General features: G+C 34.0%; 24 protein-coding genes. 23 read left to right on the forward strand and 1 reads right to left on the reverse strand.

The window, feature by feature from the left end:
• Nucleotides 1-52: 52 nt before the first annotated feature.
• Together C1H87_RS13815 and pth are read left to right on the forward strand one after the other, a co-directional pair.
• Nucleotides 53-700, forward strand: coding sequence for a 50S ribosomal protein L25/general stress protein Ctc (locus C1H87_RS13815; RefSeq protein WP_102756377.1), 648 nt, complete (start codon nucleotides 53-55; stop codon nucleotides 698-700).
• Nucleotides 701-777: 77 nt separating this feature from the next.
• Nucleotides 778-1,407: an aminoacyl-tRNA hydrolase gene (gene pth / locus C1H87_RS13820; RefSeq protein WP_102758273.1), complete on the forward strand. Its 630-nt coding sequence runs from the start codon at nucleotides 778-780 to the stop codon at nucleotides 1,405-1,407.
• Between the two features lie 153 nt (nucleotides 1,408-1,560).
• Here the strand turns inward: pth and C1H87_RS13825 are convergent, their stop codons facing one another.
• Nucleotides 1,561-4,626 carry a zinc-dependent metalloprotease gene (locus C1H87_RS13825; RefSeq protein WP_102756378.1) on the reverse strand — a complete coding sequence of 1,022 codons (3,066 nt, stop codon included), beginning with the start codon at nucleotides 4,624-4,626 and terminating at the stop codon, nucleotides 1,561-1,563.
• Nucleotides 4,627-4,709: 83 nt separating this feature from the next.
• Between C1H87_RS13825 and C1H87_RS13830 the strand changes: the two genes are divergently transcribed.
• The 21 genes from C1H87_RS13830 to C1H87_RS13930 all read left to right on the forward strand — a co-directional run bounded on the left by C1H87_RS13830 (nucleotide 4,710) and on the right by C1H87_RS13930 (nucleotide 25,267).
• Nucleotides 4,710-5,648, forward strand: coding sequence for a bifunctional riboflavin kinase/FAD synthetase (locus tag C1H87_RS13830; protein ID WP_102756379.1), 939 nt, complete (start codon nucleotides 4,710-4,712; stop codon nucleotides 5,646-5,648).
• Nucleotides 5,638-6,954 (forward strand): HTTM domain-containing protein, encoded by a 1,317-nt coding sequence (locus C1H87_RS13835; RefSeq protein ID WP_102756380.1) that lies wholly within the window; start codon nucleotides 5,638-5,640, stop codon nucleotides 6,952-6,954. The genes C1H87_RS13830 and C1H87_RS13835 overlap by 11 nt, the downstream gene beginning before the upstream one ends.
• A gap of 45 nt (nucleotides 6,955-6,999) precedes the next feature.
• Complete coding sequence (serS, locus tag C1H87_RS13840) at nucleotides 7,000-8,271, forward strand: serine--tRNA ligase (RefSeq protein WP_102756381.1); 1,272 nt, start codon at nucleotides 7,000-7,002, stop codon at nucleotides 8,269-8,271.
• A 644-nt stretch (nucleotides 8,272-8,915) separates the two neighbouring features.
• Nucleotides 8,916-10,691, forward strand: coding sequence for a tetratricopeptide repeat protein (locus C1H87_RS13845; RefSeq protein WP_102756382.1), 1,776 nt, complete (start codon nucleotides 8,916-8,918; stop codon nucleotides 10,689-10,691).
• A gap of 1 nt (nucleotide 10,692) precedes the next feature.
• Nucleotides 10,693-11,205 carry a GNAT family N-acetyltransferase gene (locus C1H87_RS13850; protein ID WP_102756383.1) on the forward strand — a complete coding sequence of 171 codons (513 nt, stop codon included), beginning with the start codon at nucleotides 10,693-10,695 and terminating at the stop codon, nucleotides 11,203-11,205.
• 73 nt (nucleotides 11,206-11,278) lie between these two features.
• On the forward strand, nucleotides 11,279-11,602 hold the full coding sequence (locus C1H87_RS13855) for a DUF4286 family protein (protein WP_102756384.1): 324 nt from the start codon (nucleotides 11,279-11,281) through the stop codon (nucleotides 11,600-11,602).
• A 182-nt stretch (nucleotides 11,603-11,784) separates the two neighbouring features.
• Nucleotides 11,785-12,579: a 16S rRNA (adenine(1518)-N(6)/adenine(1519)-N(6))-dimethyltransferase RsmA gene (rsmA, locus tag C1H87_RS13860; RefSeq protein ID WP_102758274.1), complete on the forward strand. Its 795-nt coding sequence runs from the start codon at nucleotides 11,785-11,787 to the stop codon at nucleotides 12,577-12,579.
• A gap of 20 nt (nucleotides 12,580-12,599) precedes the next feature.
• Nucleotides 12,600-13,976: a magnesium transporter gene (gene mgtE / locus C1H87_RS13865; RefSeq protein WP_199769295.1), complete on the forward strand. Its 1,377-nt coding sequence runs from the start codon at nucleotides 12,600-12,602 to the stop codon at nucleotides 13,974-13,976.
• A 78-nt stretch (nucleotides 13,977-14,054) separates the two neighbouring features.
• On the forward strand, nucleotides 14,055-14,420 hold the full coding sequence (locus C1H87_RS13870) for a cupin domain-containing protein (protein WP_102756385.1): 366 nt from the start codon (nucleotides 14,055-14,057) through the stop codon (nucleotides 14,418-14,420).
• A 66-nt stretch (nucleotides 14,421-14,486) separates the two neighbouring features.
• Nucleotides 14,487-15,470, forward strand: coding sequence for a 2-hydroxyacid dehydrogenase (locus C1H87_RS13875; RefSeq protein WP_102756386.1), 984 nt, complete (start codon nucleotides 14,487-14,489; stop codon nucleotides 15,468-15,470).
• Between the two features lie 9 nt (nucleotides 15,471-15,479).
• A complete protein-coding gene (locus C1H87_RS23690) occupies nucleotides 15,480-15,890 on the forward strand; it encodes a response regulator transcription factor (RefSeq protein WP_102756387.1) in 411 nt (136 codons plus the stop codon).
• A gap of 126 nt (nucleotides 15,891-16,016) precedes the next feature.
• The gene (locus C1H87_RS13885) at nucleotides 16,017-16,388 is read left to right on the forward strand and encodes a VOC family protein (protein WP_102756388.1); all 372 of its coding nucleotides are present in this window, start codon (nucleotides 16,017-16,019) and stop codon (nucleotides 16,386-16,388) included.
• Between the two features lie 15 nt (nucleotides 16,389-16,403).
• Nucleotides 16,404-16,910 carry a DUF4199 domain-containing protein gene (locus tag C1H87_RS13890; RefSeq protein ID WP_102756389.1) on the forward strand — a complete coding sequence of 169 codons (507 nt, stop codon included), beginning with the start codon at nucleotides 16,404-16,406 and terminating at the stop codon, nucleotides 16,908-16,910.
• A gap of 8 nt (nucleotides 16,911-16,918) precedes the next feature.
• Complete coding sequence (locus C1H87_RS13895) at nucleotides 16,919-17,383, forward strand: DUF1801 domain-containing protein (protein ID WP_102756390.1); 465 nt, start codon at nucleotides 16,919-16,921, stop codon at nucleotides 17,381-17,383.
• Complete coding sequence (locus C1H87_RS13900; RefSeq protein WP_102756391.1) at nucleotides 17,380-17,766, forward strand: VOC family protein; 387 nt, start codon at nucleotides 17,380-17,382, stop codon at nucleotides 17,764-17,766. The genes C1H87_RS13895 and C1H87_RS13900 overlap by 4 nt, the downstream gene beginning before the upstream one ends.
• 38 nt (nucleotides 17,767-17,804) lie before the next feature.
• On the forward strand, nucleotides 17,805-18,569 hold the full coding sequence (locus C1H87_RS13905; RefSeq protein WP_102756392.1) for a sulfite exporter TauE/SafE family protein: 765 nt from the start codon (nucleotides 17,805-17,807) through the stop codon (nucleotides 18,567-18,569).
• Between the two features lie 74 nt (nucleotides 18,570-18,643).
• The gene (locus C1H87_RS13910; RefSeq protein ID WP_102756393.1) at nucleotides 18,644-19,099 is read left to right on the forward strand and encodes a hypothetical protein; all 456 of its coding nucleotides are present in this window, start codon (nucleotides 18,644-18,646) and stop codon (nucleotides 19,097-19,099) included.
• An 89-nt stretch (nucleotides 19,100-19,188) separates the two neighbouring features.
• Complete coding sequence (locus C1H87_RS13915) at nucleotides 19,189-19,617, forward strand: TM2 domain-containing protein (RefSeq protein ID WP_233783140.1); 429 nt, start codon at nucleotides 19,189-19,191, stop codon at nucleotides 19,615-19,617.
• Between the two features lie 691 nt (nucleotides 19,618-20,308).
• Nucleotides 20,309-24,142 (forward strand): isoleucine--tRNA ligase, encoded by a 3,834-nt coding sequence (ileS, locus tag C1H87_RS13920; protein ID WP_233783142.1) that lies wholly within the window; start codon nucleotides 20,309-20,311, stop codon nucleotides 24,140-24,142.
• A gap of 5 nt (nucleotides 24,143-24,147) precedes the next feature.
• Complete coding sequence (locus tag C1H87_RS13925) at nucleotides 24,148-24,528, forward strand: TraR/DksA family transcriptional regulator (protein WP_102756395.1); 381 nt, start codon at nucleotides 24,148-24,150, stop codon at nucleotides 24,526-24,528.
• 64 nt (nucleotides 24,529-24,592) lie between these two features.
• Nucleotides 24,593-25,267, forward strand: a complete 675-nt coding sequence (locus C1H87_RS13930; RefSeq protein WP_102756396.1) for a lipoprotein signal peptidase — start codon at nucleotides 24,593-24,595, stop codon at nucleotides 25,265-25,267.
• The last annotated feature ends 250 nt before the right edge of the window (nucleotides 25,268-25,517 follow it).

Genomic DNA, 25,517 nt, shown 5'->3' on the forward strand with positions numbered 1-25,517 from the left:
TGTTTTCAACTAAGTTTACATAATACGAATAAATAACAATAAATAATAAATTATGAAATCAATTACAATCAACGGATCTCAAAGAGAAAGCGTGGGCAAAAAAGCGACAAAAGCCTTACGTAATGCTGGTCAGGTTCCTTGCGTGTTATACGGAGGAGAAAAGCCAGTTCATTTCGCAGCAGCAGAATTAGCATTCTCTAAACTTGTTTACACACCGAATGCGCACACTGTTGTAATTAATTTAGATAACGGTGAAACTTTAAATGCTGTACTACAGGATATTCAATTTCACCCAGTTACAGATAGAATCTTACATATAGATTTTTATCAATTATTTGAAGACAAAGAAATTGCTTTAAATATTCCAGTTCAACTAGTAGGTAACTCAAGAGGTGTTAAAAACGGTGGTGTTTTAAGAAGAAACAACAGAAAACTTCGTATTAAGGCACTTCCAGTTAACTTACCAGATTTTATAGAGATAGACATCACGCCTTTAAAAATTGGAGATAAAGTTTCAGTAGGAGATTTATTAAACGAAAAGTATACGTTCTTACATACAGATAATACAGTAGTATGTCAAGTTAGAACTTCTAGAGTAGCAGTTGAAGATGAAGAAGATGATGAAGAATTAGAAGAAGGAGCAGAAGCAGCACCTGCAGGCGAAGCTGAAGGAGCAGAAGCACCTGCAGCTCAAGAATAAAATATTCTTAACTTAAAATAATAAAAGCATTCTGTATTTTCAGGATGCTTTTTTATTTTTACGGAAATATTGAAGTTATGTACCGGTTTTTATTCAAACTGTTTAAGGGAAAAAAAGAACCAGAATCACAAGAAGATTTAATGAAGAAGTACTTAATAGTTGGTTTAGGGAATATTGGAGAGAAATATGCCAATACACGTCATAATATTGGATTTAAAATATTAGACTATTTTGCAAATAAAGAAGCATTTACCTTCGAAACCCAAAAACTGGGGGATATGGCTACATATAAATTAAAAGGAAGAACCTTTATTTTTTTAAAGCCTAATACATACATGAATTTAAGCGGAAAAGCCATATTGTATTGGTTAACAAAAGAAAAAATACCCTTAGAAAACTTATTAGTTATTACAGACGATTTAAACTTACCTTTTGGAAGTATTCGTTTAAAGACAAAAGGAAGTGACGGTGGTCACAACGGATTAAAGGATACTCAAGACAAATTAAATACAACCAAATACAATCGTTTTAGATTTGGTATTAGCGATGCTTTTTCTAAAGGCAGACAAGTGGATTATGTTTTAGGAGAATGGACCCAAGAGGAGGCAGATAAACTTAAGGAACGTTTAGATAAATCGGTAGAGCTTATAAAATCTTTTGCTTTAGCTGGTGTTAATATTACTATGAATAGTTTTAATGGTAAATAAAAATCTGGCCTGAAAAGCGTTACTCAGAACGACTTGTGTTGATCACATTAGAAATGTGAGAATCTGTCTAAATTTATAACCATTATCACGGGTAAACCTCCCTGTCTGACAGAAAGGTTTCTCAATAACATAATTAGACTCTAGAGTCCTTTGTTACTTTATAATTATCTTCTTAAGAGATTTTCTAACACCATCACTTACATTTAAAAAATACATGCCAGCTTGTGCTTTGGGCAAGCTTATTTTTTCATTAAAATCACCAGCATGATTAAATTTTTTATCATAAAAATAACGCCCTCTAGCATCAAAAACCTGGACATTGATCTCTCTAAATGTTGAACTATTTAACCTGATTGAGAATTCCCCATAGTTCGGATTAGGATAAACTACAAAATTTTCAAAACCAAAATTCTCAATATCCAAGGTTGCTATTACGTTTAAAGTGTAGTCTTCAACCTCTCCATCAAAACCATTTTCACAAAAAGAAGGAGATTGATCAAATTTTGTTGAAATCCTCATGATTGTATTTCCAAGAACAGCATCAATAGGAACAGTAATAGAAAATGGCGAAGCAGATGTAGGTCCATTAGTCACATTGTTCGCATTACCTAAGTTGTAAGTCTCACCAGGATCATTAAAACTACAGTTTTGGTTCCAGTCTATCCAAGCCATAGTCGCAGTGGTAAAACTACCATCGGTATTAACATTTACAGTTAAATCGTAAGAACTATCCCTATTTAAATCTGTAGATATTGATTTGTAATTTGAATAACCAGAAGGTTTGGCAGAAGTATTATCAAATGTGTTAAATTGAACTTGTGTAATACTTGTATTATATTGTGTGTTTCCGGCAGAAGAACATATGCCATTGAAAAAAGGAAAAGTAATGTTTTTGTTTTTGGTGACAGAGGTTGATGCACCTGTTATTACTAAAGGATAATTCGCTTCCAAAACACCATCTAAATCACTAATAGTCATGGTAACACTTCCAGAAGCACTTAAATTGGCTGGAGAAAAAACTACACTAGAACCTGGAGGGTTTCCATTAATACTAAAAGTTGTATTCTCAGAAAAACCATTCACTTGCACATAATCAAAATGAAATACAGCAGTAGTCTCACCACATACAAGTGGTTCCATAGTCTCTTCAACCATAAAGAATTCAGGATTTGGAGAAATGGAAAAATCAAAGTTAGAAACGTCATAAAAAATATTATCTGCGGCTTCAATTAACAATCTGGCCGAAGATGTATCTGGAATTGATGGAACGGTATAAGTAAATGAACCATCGTTAGGAGTATTTGACGCTATACTTATGGGGAACGTCAATCCGCTATCTGTAGATAAGCTTATGTTTACATTTTGGCAGTTTATTGTACCATTTGTTGTTTGCCCAACTTCCCATTGAATAGTTTGTGTAGACCCTTGAACCCAAGAAATAGGATTGGTAACCGTAAAGGGAGTTACATCCTCAACAGTAATTTGCATGGTGTCGTAACTTGTTTGTCCGCCTGTAGCATCAGCAGGTGATCTATCTCTAACCGTTAACGCCCAATTTAAAGTTCGCGCAACTGTCGAAACGGTTTCCCAATCGCTACCTAAAGTAGGATTGGTTTGCGTAACGTTACCAGCAATAACACTACTAAATTTAGGAATATACCTGTCTGGGGAGCTTGAAGGAGGTAGTGATCTATTGGTTGAGCCAGATGTTAGTTCTGGTCCAAAATTTTGGTAATTGGTCACGCCACTATCAATTTGTTCCCAACAGTAAGTTAAATTATCTCCTCCGTCCAGATCGGTAGCGGTACCTCTTAAAACATAAGCAGTGCCTTTAGGTATGTTGTAGTTACTCCCAGCATTGGCACTTGGAGGGTTATTTGAAATAACCTCGGTTGCTTGGCAACTTTTACTGTTCAGGTTATCTAATATCTGTTTAATGCTGTGATAATGAAAATAATCATCCCCGCTTAGTTCAACATTATTGGCACCTTCAATACCGGCATATCCCATAACGGTTGTTCCACTTCCAGGTTCAGAATTAACACCTGTGCCACTTTCACTATTATCAAAAGCCCAGGTATGATTAGCTCCCATTTGGTGTCCAATTTCATGAGCAACAAAATCTATGTCAAAGGAATCCCCTTCAGGAACAGCGTCAGATGGAGAGGTATAGGCGCTTCCTTTAGCATGAGATGACGAATTAACAGGGTTTTGACAAACACACCCAATGCAACCTGCATTTCCACCACCACCAGTGGCGCCAAATAAATGGCCTATGTCATAAGCGGCACTACCAATAACATTGGTTAATGTGTTTTGTACCTGTAAGCTCCACCCATTAGGACTATTAAAATTGTCAACATCCGCACCAACACCAGCATCAGAATACGGGTCGGTAGTTGCATTAGTGTATATTAATTGAGTAGCATCAATAAGTTCAAAAGTTACAGCCATATCAGTCTCAAAAATTTCATTAACCCTACTCAAGGTGTTATTTATTGCTGCAAGAGCATCGGCAACGGCATCACCGTTTCCAGCATTACCATCATCATGATAAGCAGTGTATTCTGATGTAGTAGAAATTGCTATTCTAAATTTCTTTAAAGTTTGATCGTTGGCACCACCTTCATTAACCTTTGCGGTTTTTTCTGTTTTAGAATTAAGCGATTTATTTACTTCATCCAAGGTTTTACATGCTAATCTATTTATAGAAGCATCTTTGCCATACTTATCATATAAAACGTATTTATTTGAACCTTTTGTTAAAGGCTGCATAAATACTGTGGGTTTATCGGTAGAAGAAATCATGGTATGTATACCTTGGGGAGATACACTCATTCGCAAACGAGACTGGGAATTATTTGTACTAACACCCACATACGATTTTATGTTTGGGTATTTAGAAGCAAGTTGAGGAGAAAAAACGGGTGCTTCGTAAATCTTAAAAGACTGCATTTTGCCGTTAATCCCAGGTAAAACAATCGTAGTAGTTTCCTTTTTATTTTTAGAGCTCCTTAAGGTCGTAGAAGCGGTACTTTTTTTAAATGAAGACATATCAAGTTCAAAAAAATGAACCTCATTCTTGTTTAAATGAAATTTTGATAGTTTTTCAGAGTTTTCAAAATGCTCAACCTTTTTCCATGAAGAATTTTGAGAAACAGCTGAAAATGCGAACAAAAGCATTGTTATTGAAAAAACATAATGTAGTTTTGTTTTCATAAATTTTTTTTAGGGCGTTTTTTATTAACGATCTATGAACAAAGCTAGCTTTTTTAGACGGAATTAACAATTTAACTTGTTAAATGGGTAAGGTAAAAAATATCGAAACATATAAACCTGTAGAGCCTACTGTGGTTACTATTGGTACTTTTGATGGCGTTCATATAGGGCACCAAAAAATAGTTAAACATCTAATTTCTACCGGGGAAGCAGATGGGCTAAAATCTGTAATTCTAACATTTTTTCCGCATCCGCGAATGGTTTTGCAGAAAGACTTTAATATAAAGCTAATAAACACTATTAACGAACGTCGCCAAATACTGAAGGGACTAGGGTTAGATTACTTAATCATTAAAGAGTTTACCAAGAAATTTTCTCGTCTTACAGCCGAGGACTTTGTAAAACAGGTTTTGGTCGATAAGTTACATGCGAAAAAGGTCATTATCGGTTACGATCATAGATTTGGAAGAAATAGAAATGCCAATATAGATGATTTAAAAAAGTTTGGAGAAGTTTATGGATTTGAAGTCGAAGAAATATCGGCACAAGATATAAACGATGTGGCGGTTAGCTCTACAAAAATTAGAAAAGCCCTAAAAGAAGGGGATGTAATTAAAGCAAATGCCTTTTTGGGGTATAATTTTTCAATAGCTGGAACAGTAACCAAAGGAAAAGGCTTAGGTAGACAATTAAATTTTCCAACAGCCAATATTAAAGTAGAAGAAGACTATAAACTTATACCCAAGCAGGGATCTTACATTGTAAAAGCTATGGTTGATGAAGCATTAATTTATGGTATGATGAATATTGGTTTAAATCCAACAGTTAATGGCGAAAAAGAAACGATTGAAGTTCATTTTTTTAATTTTAATGATGATATTTACGGTAAAAATGTTCAAATTGAATTATTAAGCCGTATTCGAGACGAAGAAAAATTCGAATCGGTTGAAGCCCTAAAAATGCAATTAAAAAAAGATAAAGAAACTGCGCTTACCTACATAGCAACACATCATGCTCAATAAATGGTTTTTTAAAAATATTGATAACTCCCAATTAGTGGTTTTCCGAATTTTTTTCGGACTTCTTTGTTTTTTAGAATCGGTTGGCGCTATTTTTACAGGTTGGGTTAAGCGAACCCTTATAGAACCAGAATTTACTTTTTCATTTATAGGTTTTGAGTGGTTGCAACCACTTCCGGGAAACGGCATGTATTATTACTACATCGTAATGGGAGTATTTGCATTATTCATTATGGTTGGTTACAAATATAGGTTAAGCGCTATATGTTTTGCCTTAATGTGGTCTGCGACTTATTTAATGCAGAAATCTGCCTATAATAACCATTACTATTTATTGATGCTTTTAAGCAGCATCATGGCATGTCTGCCAGCTCATAGATATGCTTCAATAGACGTTAAACGAAATCCCAAATTAAGAAGTTTATCCATGCCACAATGGTGTCGCCTGGCAATAGTACTACAGCTTTTTATTGTTTATACCTATGCATCTGTTGCAAAGTTGTACCCAGATTGGTTGAATGCTACTGCCATAGAAATGTTTATGAAAGGTAAAAGGGATTACATCATAGTAGGTGAGTTACTTCAGCAAAAATGGTTGCATTATGTTTTAGCTTACGGCGGCATATTATTCGATGGTTTAATTGTACCATTATTGTTATTTAAACCAACAAGGAAATATGCTTTTGTGGCCTCTGTTTTCTTTCATTTGTTTAATTCGTTTGTATTCCAAATAGGCATTTTTCCTTACTTATCGTTAGCATTTACATTGTTCTTTTTTGACCCAGAAACGATCCGAAAAATATTTTTGAAGAAGAAACCTATTTATGATTCTGAAGAAGTGGTAATACCAAAGTTAAGAACATCATTTTTAGCGATTTTCTTTTTTTATTTTATAGTTCAAATTGGATTGCCTCTAAGGCATCATTTAATTGAAGATGATGTGCTTTGGACGGAAGAGGGACATAGGCTTTCATGGCGCATGATGCTTAGAACCAAAGGCAGCACGATAACCTATCGTGTTAAGAATAAAGACAACGGTAAAAGTTCGATAGTTAATTTAGATGACTATTTAACAAATAAGCAAAAGCGTTCCGCAGGTTCGAAACCAGATGTTATCTGGCAATTTGCACAGCATTTAAAACAAAAGTTTCTGGAAAAAGGTGAAGATGTAGCTGTTTATGTAGATTGCAAGATCAGTGTAAACGGAAAGCCCTATAAAAGATTAATAAACCCGAAAGTAGACATAGCCAATGTTGAATGGAATACATTCAAACATAGTGATTGGATTTTACCCTCAAAAGAGGATTAAATATCTTAGTAATTCCCTAAATTTGTCGCTTAAATTTTCAAAAATATGTTACAAGTTCCTTTTATTAGAGAAAACAAAGAATTAGTAATCGAACGATTAGCAAAAAGAAATATTGATGCTACTCAAATGATCCAAGATGTTATCTCCTTAGATGAAGAGAGAAGGCGTGTTCAGGCAGAATTGGATAACACTTTGGCAGAGTCTAATTCATTATCGAAAGAAATAGGAAACTTGTTTAAATCTGGTGAGGCAGAAAAGGCAAACCTTTTAAAAGAAAAAACAAGTCAGTTAAAAGAAACCTCAAAAGAGCTTACAGAAGCACTTAATAATAAATCTGAAGCATTAAACGAATTACTGTATAAAATTCCTAATGTACCAAACGAGATTGTCCCTAGTGGTAATACAGAAGAAGATAATGAAGAGGTATTTAAAGAAGGAGACATCCCCGTTTTACATGATGGTGCTTTGCCTCATTGGGAGCTTGCCAAGAAGTACGATATTATAGATTTCGAACTTGGAAATAAAATTACAGGAGCAGGTTTTCCAGTTTATAAAGGTAAAGGCGCACGATTACAACGAGCACTGATTGCTTATTTTTTAGATAAAAACACAGAGGCGGGTTACACAGAATACCAATTACCACATTTAGTAAACGAAGCTTCTGGTTTTGGTACTGGACAGTTACCAGACAAAGAAGGGCAAATGTACCATGTTACAGCAGATAATTTGTATTTAATACCAACAGCAGAGGTGCCCGGAACTAATATTTTTAGGGATGTGGTTTTAAGTGAAAGCGAATTACCAATAGGTATTACAGGTTATACACCATGCTTTCGAAGAGAAGCTGGAAGCTATGGTGCTCACGTAAGAGGCTTGAATAGATTACATCAATTTGATAAAGTAGAAATCTTACGTGTTGAACATCCAAGTAAATCATACGAAGCTTTGGATGGAATGGTCGAACATGTAAAAACCATTTTAAAAGAGTTAAAATTACCATATAGAATATTAAGACTTTGTGGAGGTGACTTAGGTTTTACATCTGCATTAACATACGATTTCGAAGTATTTTCTACAGCACAGGATAGATGGTTGGAAATCTCTTCAGTTTCTAATTTTGAAACCTTTCAGGCCAACCGATTAAAACTGCGTTTTAAAAATAGTAAAGGCAAAAATGAATTAGCACATACCTTAAATGGAAGTTCGTTAGCATTACCACGGGTACTTGCCGGAATTATAGAAAATTATCAAACCAAAGATGGTATTGTAATTCCCGAAGTGCTTCAATCTTATACAGGGTTTAGTATTATCGATTAAAAACAATTTTATTTTATATGTAAAATCTTACGCTAAAGTAGGGTTTAGATTCCTAATATCGACTAAGTGCGCATTTTGCATGCTGTTTAACGAATATATTTCGATTCCTTTTGTTTTCAGATATATATTTTAGAGGTTAGCTACACCAAACCGACAAACTGAGCTAACCATGAAAAACATTAAACGCCTCGTAATCTTAATTACCTTAATTTTTTTCGCAAGTAAAATATTATTTTCAGATTTTGAGATCTCAAAATCCGAGAACGAAGTCACTGCAGTTGTGAATAAATAGAATATATTTAATTCATATATTAAAACTGTCCCCAATCATATAATTACAACGTTTTTTATTATTAACGGTAGTTAATGGAACATTTATTTTGGTTGGTTAGTGCCCGAATTTTATTCGGGCATTTTTTTTTGCGAAACCCTCTTTTTTCATCCCTGAGACCTGTGTTGAACTTGTTTCAATAAGGCAGGAATCTCACGAATTGAATCTAAAATAAAATGAATTCTCATGTCACGTTTTTGACCTGACTCAGATAACATTAATTTCAATTCGTTTTACCTAATAGTTTCACTAAATTTCAAAAATTAGTAAATATTTACAATACCCACATTTTTACATTTCTTATATTTACGATATGAGATTTATTCAAATCATATTCCTGTTTATTAGCGTTACGGTATGCTCTCAAAACGATATTCTTGCAAAAGAATATATTAGAAAAGGAGACTTCGAAAAAGCATTGTACGAATACAAGAAGTTGTATGCCGGGTCCTCTTCTAATATTAATTACATTAGTCATATTGTAAGTACCCATCAACAACTGGAGCAATACGACGAAGCCGAAATATTTTTGCTAGAAATAATGAAAAGGATGAATTATCCAGCATTTTTAGTAGAATTAGGCTATAACTACCAGCTTAAAAATGATTTGGAAAACGCATCAATTCATTACAAAAAAGCTATAGCGAGTATAGATGTTAGAGCCAATAACGTATTTTCAGTTGCCAGAAGTTTTCAAAATCATACACTTTTAAACGAAGCCATTATATCTTACGAAAAAGCTATGGCGTTAAACTCCGATTTTAATTTTAATCTGCAATTGGCTAAAATATACGGAGAGCAGGGAAACATAGAAAAAATGTTTACCGGTTATATTCAGTTTGTCGAATCCGAACCTGTTAACTTAAGTAATGTTAAAAGGTTAATCAGTGATTTTATAAGTGAGGATAGCCAAAACGAAAGCAATATAATATTTCGGAAAATTTTACTTAAAAAAATCCAGCAAGAGCCTAATTTACTTTGGAATGAAATGCTAAGCTGGTTATTTATTCAGCAAAAAGATTATAAAAAGGCGTTCATTCAGGAAAAAGCAATTTTTAACAGACAACCAGATAATTTAAGAAGAATAGAAGAGCTGGCATTAATAGCCTCTCATGAGGGCAAGGGAGAGGTTGCTAGAGAAATTTTTACATATGTAATAGAAACTGCTCAAGATGCAGGAACTAAGTTAAGAGCACATTACGATTTACTTCAATTGGAAACCAAAGAAAGCTCAAAAGAAGATTATAAAACGATTAATGCTAAATATTTAGACTTGTTTAAAGAATTTGGATTGTTTTCTCAAACATTAAACCTGCAAATTGCCTATGGGCATTTTTTAGCATTTTATACGAATAAAACTAATGAAGCCTCAACGTTTTTGGAAAAATCATTAAAATTACCACTGTCTAAAATGCAAAAAGCAAAGGTAAAATTGGAGTTGGGAGATATTCTTGTGCTGGAAGAAAACTTTAATAAAGCTTTAATTTATTACACACAAATTCAGCGCAATTTAAAAAACAGTACTATTTCTCAAGAAGCGCGGTATAAAGTAGCAAAAGCGAGTTATTATAAAGGTGATTTTAAGTGGGCAGAATCGCAGCTTAAAATTTTAAAAGCGTCAACATCCCAACTTATTGCAAACGATGCACTCGACTTAAAACTACTCATTTCCGATAATAAATATGAGGATTCTTTGCAAACAGCATTAAAACTTTATGCAAAGGCAGACCTACTTGCCTTTCAAAACAGAAACGAAGAATCTATAACATTATTAAATAAGATTTTAAACGAGCACAAAACAGAACCCATAATAGCTCAGGCATTATATAAGCAGGCACAATTATTCGAAATTAAAAAACAATACGAAAAAGCAGCAGCCAACTATGATGCCATTATTGCTAATTATAGAGAAGGTATTTTAATAGATGACGCCCTTTTTAAGCTAGCCAAAATTTATGAGGACCAATTGAATCTTCCAGAAAAGGCAAAAGCGCTGTACGAGCAAATTATTTTTAATCATGCCGATAGTATTTGTTTTGTAGATGCTAGAAAGCGATATAGGGCTTTGAGAGGAGATGCGATAAATTAAGATGATAGTAGCAGAAACAAATCGTCTTTTAGTGGAAAAATTCACTTTAAAAGACGCCTCCTTTTTTAAAGAATTAGTAAACACACCACATTGGTTAAAATATATAGGAGATAGAAGTATTAGAACAACCGAAGATGCAGAATCTTATATTAGAAATACCCATTTAAAAAGCTATGAGGATTCTGGGTTTGGATTTTATAAACTCCTATTAAAAGAAGAAAGTAATAAACCTATAGGTTCTTGCGGATTGGTGAAAAGAGAAGGTTTGGACGATGTGGATATTGGTTTTGCTTTCCTTCCAGAATACGAAGGGAAAGGTTTTGGATATGAGTCTTCCGTTGCTATTTTAAAAATGGCTAAAGAACAATTCCGTTTAAAAAGAGTAGTAGCCATTACATTACCAACAAACTTAAACTCCATCAAACTATTAGAAAAATTGGGCTTTATATGTGAAAAAAAGGTAAAACTTTTTGAAGATGACGAAGAACTCCTGTTATTTGCAAAAAACATATAAATAAATCTGTCATTCCAACATGTCACACTGAACACAGTCCAGTGTGTAGACAGGAATCTACAAGCTAATTAAAATGATAATTTACAACGTAACCGCAAACATAGACGAAAGCATTCATGATGAATGGTTGGCATGGATTAAAGAGCACATTCCTCAAGTATTGGCAACAGGAAAGTTTGAAAAAGCGACACTATCCAGAGTCTTGGTAGAAGAAGACATGGGTGGCGTAACATACTCTATTCAATATAGATCGTATTCTCGAGAAGCTTTAGATGCTTACTATAAAGAAGATGCCGAAAAGCTAAGAAACGACGGACAGAAGAAATTCGCAGATAAGATGTTGGCTTTTAGAACAGAACTTCAAATTATTGATGAATACACAGTAAACTTTCAATAGCTTACCATTTCCATTTAGCACATAGCCTAAAGACCTGATAGGTTTTAAAACCTATCAGGCCTAAACTAATAGTTTAACTTAACGAGCTAAAGTTTTAAAGAACCCATGCATGTTCATTGAGCGTAGCCGAAACAAGGAATCCATTTATATAACTTACCTTTGTACTTAAAACATCTGTGATTGTGGCGCATAACCCAAACCAACACCAAGTAAAAGCAAAAAAGTATTTAGGACAGCATTTTTTAAACGATGAATCTGTTGCACAAAAAATTGCCGATACCCTCACTTTAAAAGATTATAAAAATGTTTTAGAGATAGGACCGGGAATGGGTGTATTAACAAAGTATTTGCTAAAAAAGAAGATCACAACCTATGTGATAGAAATCGATACAGAATCGGTAGAATATTTGCAAGCCAATTATTTAAATCTAGCACCAAGAATTATAGAAAAAGACTTCTTAAAGTACGATTTAAATCATGTTTTTAAACAAGAACCGTTCGCTATAATAGGTAATTTTCCATATAATATATCGACCCAAATAGTTTTTAAAACTCTAGAAATGCGCGACCAAATCCCAGAATTTTCGGGAATGTTTCAAAAAGAAGTTGCACAACGTATTTGCTCTAAAGAAGGCAGTAAAGTATATGGCATTCTATCGGTTTTAACTCAGGCGTATTACAACGCAGAATATTTATTCACCGTACCACCAAATGTTTTTAATCCACCACCAAAAATAGATTCTGGTGTATTACGCCTTATCAGAAAAAAAGACTATGCATTACCCTGCGACGATGCTTTGTTTTTTAAAGTTGTAAAAACAGCATTTCAGCAGCGTAGAAAAACACTTCGTAACAGTTTAAAAACATTCAATTTATCAGATAATTTAAAAGCAAATGTTATATTTGGCAAACGTCCAGAACAATTAAACGTTCAAGAGTTTATTGAACTCACCGGATTAATAGAAAAGGACGTATAAACCGTTTAAATTTTCCTTTTTTGTTAGAAGAAAAAGAAAACATACAATTTCAACTCACCGATGAACTCATTGAGCAAGTAAAGTTATTGGTCGAAGAACAAAGCGACAAAGAACTACAAAAGCTTTTAAAAGAGTTTCACTACGCGGATATTGCCGAAATTCTAGATGAATTAAATCTAGAAGAAGCCATTTATGTTATAAAACTTCTGGATTCCGAAACTACTTCGGATGTATTAACAGAGCTCGATGAAGATAACCGGGAAAAGATATTAAAGAATCTATCGGATAAAGAAATTGCCGAGGAAATTGAAGAGCTGGATACCGATGATGCCGTAGATATTATTTCGGAATTACCCGAAGAACGCCAGCAAGAGGTTATTTCGAAAATTGAAGACGAGGAGCATAAAGCAGAAATTACAGAGCTTCTGGCCTACGATGAAGATTCTGCCGGAGGTCTTATGGCGAAAGAACTCGTAAAAGTTTATGAAACCTGGACAGTGGCAGGTTGTTTACGACGTATTAGAGGGCAAGCTAAAGAAGTTACTAGAGTACACTCCATTTACGTAGTAGATAAGCAGGAAAAATTAATAGGTCGCTTATCTTTAAAAGACCTTATTGTAGCTAAAAACGATAAAAAAATATCAGACATCTACATATCAAATGTAGATTACGTTAAGGTTGATGAAGATGTTGAAGATGTTGCCAAAATTATGGCAAAGTACGATTTGGAAGCTATTCCTGTAGTTAATGAAGACCAGATTCTCTTAGGAAGAATAACCATCGATGATATTGTAGATGTTTTAAAAGAAGAAGCCGAAAAAGATTATCAATTGGCAGCGGGTATTACAGGGGATGTAGTCGCCGATGATAGTATTTTAGAGCTTACCCGAGCACGACTACCGTGGTTGGTTTTAGGCTTAGTAGGAGGTGTTGGAGCCTTTTTAATCATGGAAGGGTTTCAGGAATCATTTAAAGAAAAAGCAATTCTTTTCTTTTTCACCCCCTTAATTGCTGCAATGGCAGGTAATGTAGGTGTGCAGTCTAGTGCCATTATTGTACAAGGACTCGCTAACGACGATGTTAGAGGAAGTGTTAATAGCAGGTTGATAAAAGAGATGCTTTTAGCGGCACTAAACGGTATTATACTCGCTATTTTTCTGTTTTTATTTGTTTGGTTTTACAAAGGCGAGCTGGATAAAGCGATAGCCATATCGGTTTCGTTAGTAGCCGTAATAATTGTTGCGGGATTAATAGGGACTTTTGTGCCCTTGTTTTTGAATAAACAAGGTGTAGACCCCGCCATAGCAACAGGACCATTTATAACAACTAGTAACGATATTTTAGGGATTCTGCTTTATTTTTGGATTGCAGAATTAATAATAAGCCTATATAGTTAAACTACCTATTTGTTTTTGGATTATACTTTCGGGCTCAATATACATTTACAACCATTTCTGTTGTCTTAATTTTACAATATGGAAGCAATAAATATCAAGAATAAGTTTTCAAAATTTAGCAAAAACTGGCACCCACATCAAATTGCTGTAGTAGACGATATGCAAGTGATCTTAGCCAAAATAAAAGGTGAATTTGTATGGCATAGTCATGAGGAAGAAGATGAGTTATTTCAAGTTGTAAAGGGAACTTTGTATATGCAATTTCGAGATAGAACAGAAACAGTTAAAGAAGGTGAAATTATAGTAGTACCAAAAGGTGTAGAACATAACCCATGCACAAAAAATGATGAAGAGGTGCATGTGTTGCTTTTTGAAAAATTATCCACAGCCCATACAGGAAATGTAAAACACGAAAAAACCCAAACCCATTATCCGAAAATTTGACTTCAGTCATGCTGAACTAGTTTCAGCATTTCATAAATAGAACACTTACTTTTTACAAAGAATTAAATGAAAATACTTCACTTAGATACCAATCACGAATTATTACTCAACCAACTTAACGATTTAGGATTTACCAATCACGAAGATTATACATCGTCAAAAGAAACGATTGAAACTAAGATTAAAGATTATGATGGCATTATTTTACGAAGTCGTTTTACTATCGATGCGCCATTTTTAGATGCTGCAACAAACCTTAAATTCATTGGACGTGTTGGCGCTGGACTGGAAAATATAGATTGCGATTATGCCGAAAAAAAAGGAATAACACTAATAGCAGCTCCCGAAGGAAATAGAAATGCCGTAGGAGAACATGCTTTGGGTATGCTATTATCATTATTTAACAAACTTAATAAAGCAGACATAGAAGTTAGACAAGGTAAGTGGCTGCGTGAAGATAATAGAGGGGTAGAACTCGATGGTAAAACAGTTGGAATTATTGGTTATGGAAATATGGGGAAGGCCTTTTCAAGAAAATTAAGAGGTTTCGATGTTGAAGTGTTGTGTTACGACATTAAAGAACAAGTAGGAGATGCCAATGCAAAACAAGTGTCGCTAAGTGAGTTTCAGGAAAGCGTAGATGTGGTAAGCCTACATACACCTCAAACGCCTTTAACCTTGAATATGATTAATGAGACATTTATTAATCAATTTAAAAAACCATTCTGGTTTATAAATACTGCAAGAGGAAAAAGCGTTGTGACAAAAGATTTGGTTTCAGCGTTAAAATTGGGCAAAGTATTAGGAGCTGGACTTGATGTTTTAGAATACGAAAAATCATCTTTCGAAAATTTATTTAAAAGTAATTCAGGGTCGCAAAGCGAAGTCGAAGAGCGGTCACTGAGCGAAGTCGAAGTGCCGGAAGCTTTTCAATACTTAATGAAGTCGCAAAATGTTATTTTATCGCCACACGTAGCTGGTTGGACTATTGAAAGCAAAGAAAAATTAGCGCAAACCATAGTCGATAAAATTAAGGCCAAGTTTTGCTAAATTTAGCATATGAAAAAAACTGTTGTAGTTTTTGCTTTATTAGCTATTGCGCTTTTCACGCTTTTTAGAATTAGCAAATACACGTTGCTTGCAGGAGAAACCACAATCGAATTTGTTATAGTAGTTATAGCCATCGTGTTTTTTGTTATAGGCGTTTATATTAATAAAAAAAGTCTTCACAAACCGCAAAACATTAGCGATGAGATCGATCACAAAAAAATTAAAGAACTGGAAATTACTTCTCGCGAATATGAAGTCCTTCAAGCAATTTCACAAGGATTATCAAACAAAGAAATTGCCGAAAAACTTTTTCTATCAGAAAGTACAATCAAAACACATGTTTCCAATTTGTTAGTAAAACTAAATGCCAAAAGACGCACACAAGCTATTCAAATTGCAAAAGACCATAAGATTTTATAGATTTAGAACTAGAGTATTGAGTATTTGGTACTTTAGTATGAGGGCTGTTTTAATAATCACTAGTAGTTTTATTACGTCAATTTAATGTAGAGACGGTATTATCATTAATTTTTAAAAATAAACAATATGACATTAGGAGCATTTTCGGTAAGTTTAAGCGTTAAAGATATCAACGCATCAAAAGTATTTTATGAAAATCTAGGATTTAAGGTTTTTGCGGGCGATTTAGAAAGGAATTATCTCATTATGAAAAATGGTAATGTTTTAATCGGGCTTTTTCAAGGGATGTTCGAGGATAATATTTTAACCTTCAATCCTGGTTGGGATGAAAGTGCAAACAAACTGGATGCTTTTACAGATGTTCGGGACATTCAAAAACACTTAAAAAACAAAGCTACCAAATTTGAAAGCGAAGCAGACGAGAGTACTACAGGTCCGGCAAGTTTTGTTATAAAAGATCCCGATGGTAATGCTATTCTTATAGATCAACATGTTTAATAAAACACAGCAATTATGCAAAGCACAATTAAAAAGTTTGGCCTTTATGGATGGTTAGCAGGAATTATATGCTTTCTCTCCAGCATTTTATTAACCAGAAGCTTAAGCATGTCTTTGCAAGAGGTTTTGGGGTATGTTGCCATGGTGGCATCACTATCATTTGTCTTTTTTGGAATTAAGCATTATCGGGATAAAGAGAACGAAGGTGTTATTTCGCTAGGTAAAGCCATTGGAATAGGTACATTAATATCGATTTTAACAGGTGTAGGTGTGGGGATAGCCGATTATATTTATACAACCCTCATTAATCCAGATTTCTTAACGGAATATCTGGATGCGACTTTAAAAACCATGGAAACGACGCTTTCTGCCGATGAATTCAAAATTAAAAAAGCCGAGCTTATAGCGCAAACGGAAGCATATGGAGACCCCATGTTTATGGCGTTTTTAATGTGCTTCACAGTAGTGCTTATTGGATTTGTTATATCTTTAATATCTGGATTAATATTACAACGTAAATAATTAAAATCATGCAATATGAAGCCGATTCGCCAGAAGACTATATAAGTCAGGTGCCGCAAGAACGCCAAGATGCGTTAAATAAACTTAGAAAAGTAATAAACGATAATTTACCAAAGGGTTTTGAGGAAGGGATAATTTATAAAATGATTGGGTTTTATGTCCCCCACGCTGTGTATCCAGATGGCTATCACTGCGATCCAAAAATACCTTTGCCTTTTATGAGTTTTGCATCTCAAAAAAACTCAGTAAACCTTTATCATAGTGGAATTTATGCTAAAAAGGAACTGTACGATTGGTTTGTAAACGAATACCCTAAACATAGCAAACGTAAGCTTGATATGGGGAAAAGCTGTGTCCGTTTTAAGCATATAGAGGATATTCCATATGAGCTTATAGGTGAGCTAACAACTAAGCTATCGGCAGAAGAATGGATTAGTATTTACGAAAGTGCTATTAAAAATCGAAAAAGATGAAAAACAGAGTAACAGGGATAGGTGGGGTGTTTTTTAAATCGAAAGACCCTAATGCAACAAAAGATTGGTACAAAAAGCATTTAGGATTTAATACCGATGATTATGGCTGTACCTTTTGGTGGAAAGATAAAGAAGGAAATGACTGTTCTACGCAATGGGGACCATTTTCTGAAGACACTAAATATTATGAGCCATCTAAAAAGGACTTCATGTTTAATTATCGTGTGGAAAATTTACACGAATTGCTTAAAATTTTAAAAGAAGAAGGTGTAACCATTGTTGGAGAAGTTGAAGAGTACGAATACGGAAAATTTGGTTGGATTTTAGATAACGATGGTAATAAAATTGAACTTTGGGAGCCTATTGATAAAGCCTTTTTGTAATTTAGCTTTATTACCAAATAAGCTCTAACCGCAAATAATTGACATATTTAGAAATACTAGAATCATATAATTTAACTGCATTACAATGGTCTGCTATTTGTTTTGCAGTTTTTTTGTTGGGGTTGTCCAAGTCCGGAATTAAAGGAATAGGTATCATAATAGTGGTTATGCTGGCCTTTGTTTTTGGTGAAAAGGCTTCAACAGGTGTGCTGTTGCCTATGCTCATCGCAGCCGATATTTTTGCAGTAATATATTATAACAGACATGCGCAATGGGGGTATGTAAAGAAGCTCATGCCATGGATGATCATAGGTGTTTTAATCGGGGTATGGATCGGGAACGATATTTCCGAAACAGTATTCAAAAGAATAATGGCAGTAATTATAATTTTTTCTGTACTCATTATGTTTTATACAGAAAATAGAAAAACTACTAAAATACCAACAAACAAATGGTTTTCTGGTACTGCTGGATTTTTAGCAGGATTTACAACCATGGTTGGTAATCTGGCAGGTCCCGTTTCCAATATTTATTTTTTGGCCATGCGCTTACCCAAAAATGAGTTTATAGGAACCGCAGCGTGGTTATTTTTTATTATCAACGTATTTAAACTGCCCTTTCATTTTTTCGTTTGGAAAACAATAAACAAGGAAACCCTTATTTTAAATTCTGTTTTAATTCCGGCTATAATCATTGGTTTTTTTGTAGGTGTGGCCATTGTAAAACTCATTTCAAATATAAATTACAGACGATTTATATTAATTGTTACAGCCGCAGGAGGCATAATCATGATGTTCAGATAAATTTTTAAGCCCTATATGTAACGTTATTATAAGTTGATAGACATACAAATAGAGAGCATTAAAACCAAATAGTTATGTCTGAAGAATCTAAAAAAAGTCAACCCAATGATAAAATTTATGTAGCTGAGGTTATAAAGGACGATTCCAATAAAAGTAAAGGCTCCACAAATGATAAAGCTGAAAAATTAAAGGCGGAAGCCAAGGAGATATATTATAAAGCCAAGGAAAAAGCTGGAGAGTTTTTTGAGGAAGCGAGCGAAAAATTAGAAGACTATACAGAAATTGCTAAAGAAAAAGGAGCCAAACTTTCCGTTGAAGCTAAAGAGAAGTATGCAGAAGCTAAAGAAAAAGCAAAAGAGTTTGCCGAAGAAGCAGGAGAAGAGCTAGATAAGGTCGCCGAAAAAACAGTTGTATTTGTAGATGAGGCAAGCGATAAACTAGAAGAATTTGCTGAAGAAGCTAAAGAAACACTATCTGAAGTGTCGAAAAAGACAAAGGGGTTTTTAAAAAGAATAATGGATAAGGATTGAATAGATAACACGCTGTTAATGTGGTGTTTTTGTGAATGAATTTAATTTTTTATTACCTTTATTATCATAACCAAAAATTATAGAATATTATGTCTGATGAAAAGAATTTAAGTGACGACCTAAACGATATGTTAGGTGATGCTAAAGAGGGTGCAAAAAAAGCAGCCGATAAAGCCGGAGAATTTGCGGAAGAAGCAAAAGAAAAAGCAAAAGAAACCTTCGAAGATGTTAAAGAATCTGCATCTGATTTTGCCGAAGGTGCAAAAGAAACTTTTGAGAATGTAACTGGTGAAAACAAAAAAGTATTAGCTGGAATCCTTGCCATTTTAATAGGATCTTTAGGGGTTCATAAATTTGTTTTGGGTTACAATAAAGAAGGCATTATACAAATAATTGCATCTGTTGTTACTTGTGGAATTGCAGGAATAATACCATTTATTGAAGGGATTATTTATCTTACTAAATCAGATGAAGAGTTTTATAATACATATCAAGTAGGTCGAAAACCTTGGTTTTAATCGAAAATAAATTCGAGAAATACTTAATTAGTTAAAAAAATAAAACAACTTGTGAGGTTGTCTAAAAAGTTTTGTTAAGGAGCACAGTCGAAGAGCTCAAAATAGCATTTAATATACTTTTTAGGCAGCCTCATTGTATCTTGTGTAATTTTTAACTTATTGTTTAAGAGTGTTTTAAGTTGTTTTTAGAAAATTATAGCAACGCCATAACCTAAGGAATATGCACCTATAATAGTAGCTGTAATTAACCAAATAGCAGATTGTGCTTTTTTATTGAACATGATGAGATGAGGTTTTAAATTAATAAGACTAATGTACAAAAGATAATTGCAAATAAGGGCTTTTTCTCACAAAAAAACTAGAGTTGTTCTATAATAAAGTCATAAGCATTGTCGGCGAAAAAGTTATAGACGGTAAAAAGAATAATAGAAAAAAAACAATCTATATAAACCCTTATTTTCCATCCAAAAATCATGTGCTTTTAGAAAAATGCTATAAATCAAAAAAAGTAACTTAATAGTTGTTAGTTCGTCCCGATTTTTTACTTCTATTTCCTCAAAATTCTTTAAATTCGCATCCTTATAAGAATGTATAGTAAATGAGCACGAAAACTTTGATATTTAGCTGATTACCAAGAGTAGAAGGTTTAAAAACAAAGTTTACATCTGTCCATTAAAAAACAAATAAAAAATTGCAGATGAAATTTCCTGAATATAAAGGACTTGACTTACCAAATGTAGCAAATGAGATACTGCAATATTGGCAAGAAAATAACATCTTTGAAAAAAGTGTTACAACAAGAGAAGGTAACGAACCGTATGTGTTTTATGAAGGACCGCCATCGGCAAATGGACTTCCGGGAGTACATCACGTTTTAGCACGTGCCATTAAAGATATTTTTCCTCGTTACAAAACCATGAAAGGCTACCAGGTAAAGCGTAAAGCTGGTTGGGATACGCATGGGTTGCCAATAGAGTTAGGTGTTGAAAAGGAATTAGGGATTACCAAAGAAGATATAGGTAAAACCATTTCAGTAGAAGATTATAATGCCGCATGTCGTAAAGCCGTTATGCGTTACACAGATGTCTGGAACGACCTAACCCAAAAAATGGGATATTGGGTCGATATGGACGATCCGTACATTACCTACGATCCTAAATATATGGAAAGCGTTTGGTGGTTATTAAAGCAAATTTATAGCAAAGAATTACTGTACAAAGGGTATACCATACAACCTTATTCACCAAAAGCAGGAACAGGGCTAAGCTCGCACGAGTTAAATCAACCCGGAACATATCAAGATGTAACAGATACAACAGTTGTTGCTCAGTTTAAAGCTAATCAGGAATCATTACCAGACTTTTTGCAAAACGAAGGAGATATTCACTTTTTGGCATGGACGACCACACCTTGGACCTTACCAAGTAATACAGCCTTAACCGTTGGTCCTAAAATTGATTATGTGTTAGTTGAAACGTATAATCAATATACATTCGAGCCAATAAAAGTAGTTTTAGCTAAGAAATTAGTTAGCTATCAGTTTTCTGGGAAGTTCAATCAAGTAGAAGACAAATCAGAGTTATTAAACTATAAATCTGGCGATAACCAGCCAACCGGCAAAGCAGGAAAAATTCCGTTTTATGTTGTTAAAGAATTTATAGGGAAAGATTTAGTAGGAATCACTTACGAGCAACTATTACCTTACGCATTACCAAACGATAATCCAGAAAATGCGTTTAGAATCATTTCCGGAGATTTCGTAACCACAGAAGACGGTACAGGGATTGTACATACGGCACCTACTTTTGGAGCAGACGATGCCTTGGTTGCTAAACAAGCCAAACCAGAAGTGCCTCCTATGTTGGTGAAAGATGAAAATGGAAATCTGGTACCTCTTGTAGATTTACAAGGACGTTTTAGATCAGAAATGGGAGAATATGCTGGGAAGTATGTAAAAAACGAATATTATAACGAAGGAGAAGCGCCAGATCGTTCTGTAGATGTTGAGATTGCCATTAAATTAAAAGAAGAAAACAAAGCCTTTAAGGTTGAAAAATATAAACACAGTTACCCAAATTGTTGGAGAACCGATAAACCAATTCTTTACTACCCGTTAGACTCTTGGTTTATTAAAGTAACCGATGTTAAGGAAAGAATGCATGAGCTTAACAATTCCATTAACTGGAAACCAAAAAGCACTGGAGAAGGGCGTTTTGGTAATTGGTTGGCTAATGCAAACGATTGGAATTTATCACGTTCACGTTATTGGGGAATTCCTTTGCCAATTTGGAGAACCGAAGATGGAAAAGAAGAAATCTGTATAGGATCTGTTGAGGAATTGAAATCTGAGATGACTAAAGCAGTTTCAGCTGGCGTTTTAGAAAAGGACATTTTTGAAGGTTTTGAAGTAGGAAACAATTCCGAAGAAAATTATGCTAAGATAGATTTACATAAAAACATTGTTGATGCTGTTGTGTTAGTATCACCATCAGGTCAAAAAATGTTCCGCGAAAGCGATTTAATAGATGTTTGGTTCGATTCAGGTTCTATGCCATATGCGCAATGGCATTATCCGTTTGAATTGCCTCCTAAATCCTTCAAAGGAGCACTTTCAGCAACTCCTGGATATCAAACAGCAAGAAAATCTTCGTGCGCATTACTTAAAACATTAAAGGAAGAGAGAAGGAAAAACCCAACTCAAGCAGAAACGATACTTTGGGAATCTTTGAGAGGGAAAAAGCTTGATAATTATAAGTTTAGGCGAGAGCATATTATAGATGAGTTTATCGTAGATTTCGTTTGTTTGTCACAACGATTGGTAATTGAAGTCGATGGAGGGTATCACAATAAGCCCGAAGTTGTTGAAGCTGATAAATTAAGAACACAGATTTTAGAAGATTTAGGCTATAACGTAATTCGCTTTACAAATGAAGAAGTAATAGGCGATATTGATGGTACCTTAGAGAAAATAAGCAATAAATTAAAAGTCCTTCCCTTAGGGAAGGATTTAGGATGGGCTTTTCCAGCAGATTTTATTGCAGAAGGAGTTGATCAAACAAGAGGTTGGTTCTATACACTACATGCTATAGGAACAATGGTTTTCGATTCTGTAGCCTATAAAAATGTGGTATCTAATGGACTTGTTTTAGATAAGAACGGACAGAAAATGTCGAAACGTTTAGGGAATGCTGTCGATCCGTTTGAAACTTTAGGGAATTACGGAGCCGATGCTACACGTTGGTATATGATTAGCAATGCAAACCCTTGGGATAACTTGAAATTCGATTTAGATGGCGTAGAAGAAGTAAAGCGTAAGTTTTTTGGAACACTTTATAATACGTACTCGTTCTTCTCTTTATATACTAATTTAGATAAGTTTAATTATTCTGAGGCAGATATAGCGATAGAAGAACGACCAGAAATAGATCGTTGGATTATATCAGAACTGAATACGCTAATCAAAAAAGTAGATACGTTTTATGCAGACTATGAGCCTACTAAAGCAGCGCGTGCTATTTCAGATTTTACACAAGATTACCTAAGTAACTGGTTTGTACGTTTAAGTAGAAGGCGTTTTTGGAAAGGAGATTACGAGCAAGATAAGATTTCGGCATACCAAACATTATATACGTGTATGTTGACGATTGCTAAGCTAGGTGCTCCAATTGCACCGTTCTTTATGGACAGATTGTATTTAGACTTAAATTCGGTTACCAAACAAGAATCATTTGAAAGTGTGCATCTAGCAAACTTCCCTGTTTATAATGAGGCTTTTGTAGATAAAAGCTTAGAACGTAAAATGGAAAGTGCTCAAACAATATCGTCGTTGGTTTTATCGTTAAGAGCTAAAGAAAAAATAAAAGTACGTCAGCCGCTTCAAAAAATAATGATTCCGGTTGATAATGCACAGCAAAAGGAGGAAGTTTTAGCAGTTTCCGAATTAATAAAACATGAAGTTAATGTTAAAGAAGTTGAGCTTTTAGAAGAAGCCTCAGATATATTAGTAAAACAAATAAAGCCCAATTTTAAAGCACTTGGACCTCGTTTTGGTAAAGAAATGAAGCAAATAGCCAATACGATCAAAACGTTAAATGCCGAGGATATTAAAAAAATTGAACAAAATGGTGTTTTAGATGTTGAAATTAATGGAAAAAATATTACTTTAGAGCTTGAAGATGTAGAGATTACATCTCAGGACATAGAAGGTTGGTTGGTTGCAAACGAAGGATCGTTAACAGTTGCTCTTGATGTTACAATATCTGATGATTTACGAAGAGAAGGTATTGCAAGAGAACTTATAAATCGTATACAGAATTTGCGTAAGGATTCAGGCTTTGAAGTAACAGATAGAATTGATGTCATGCTTCAAAAAGATGATAATGTTATAAATGCTGTTAATGCAAATATGACTTATATTAAAACAGAAACCTTAACCAATGAACTTGAAATTATTGATAAATTAGACAATGGTATTGAGATTGCCTTTGATGATGTGAATACCAAATTGTTTATACAAAAACATTAGAAATTATGAGTACAGACGCAAATGTAAGATATTCTGACAAAGACTTAGCAGAGTTTAAAGAGTTAATAACGGAAAAGATAGAAAAAGCACAGCATGATTTAGATCTTATAAAAAGTGCGTATATGAACGACCATAATAATGGAACAGAAGATACGTCACCTACATTTAAGGCCTTTGATGAAGGAAGTGCTGTTATGAGTAAGGAGTCTAATTCGCAACTAGCTATTAGACAAGAAAAGTTTATTCGTGATCTTAAAAATGCGTTAATTAGAATAGAAAATAAAACATACGGTATTTGTCGTGTAACAAAGAAGCTAATTAACAAAGAGCGCTTAAAGTTAGTACCTCACGCTACTTTAAGTATAGAAGCAAAAAACATGCAGTAATTATAAAATATAACATTCGAAACGTCTCGATTTTAAACGAGGCGTTTTTTATTTAAAAAAAGAAATGCCCTTAAAAAAATCTATCATACTCATCATACTTATTTTACTTGTAGATCAAATAAGTAAAATATATATAAAAACGCATTTTAGACTTCAAGAAAGCGTAGAAGTATTTAGCTGGTTTAAAATCTTTTTTATTGAAAATGATGGTATGGCCTGGGGGACTAAAATTAGTGACTTCACTTCATTTATATCAGATAGAACTGCAAAAACAATATTAACATTATTTAGAATTGTTGCTATTACCGGTATAGGTTATTGGTTGTATACAGCAACTAAAAATAAAAATTCGAAAATATTAATATTATCTATTGCCTTAATTTTTGCTGGAGCTCTGGGCAATATTATAGACTCTGTTTTCTATGGTATTTTATTTGACCATAGCTATGGTCAAGTTGCATCATTTTTACCAGAAGCTGGGGGCTACGATAGCTTACTTCATGGTAAGGTAGTCGATATGCTGCACCTTCCTTTGTATAATAATTATTTGCCTGAATGGGTACCATTTTACGGAGGCGAATTCTTTACATTTTTCGAACCTGTTTTCAATGTAGCCGATGTAGCCATAAGTACAGGTTTTGTAATGCTGATTATTTTTAATAAAAAAGCATTCCCTAAGAGAAAGCAAGAGGAAAATACCAACGACAACGATAATCCAGAAACTTCAACAGATAAATAGTTGTTATTTTACTAATAAGTATTGCTTCTTAATGTCTAGAAGGAGCAAAATATAAATGACTAAAACCCCGAACGAAGGTTAAGGTTTCTTGTCTAAAGATACTTGTGGTGGGCTTACATATAGTTTATTTATATATAAACACAGTTTATTTTTTAGTAAACAACCTGAATGTACCTTGCTCCTCCCTTTAAAAAAGGGAGGTGGATCCCGATAAAATCGGGATTCGGAGGGTTATAAACACATAACACCT

The sequence above is a fragment of the Flavivirga eckloniae genome (genome assembly GCF_002886045.1).
Lineage (GTDB): Bacteria > Bacteroidota > Bacteroidia > Flavobacteriales > Flavobacteriaceae > Flavivirga > Flavivirga eckloniae.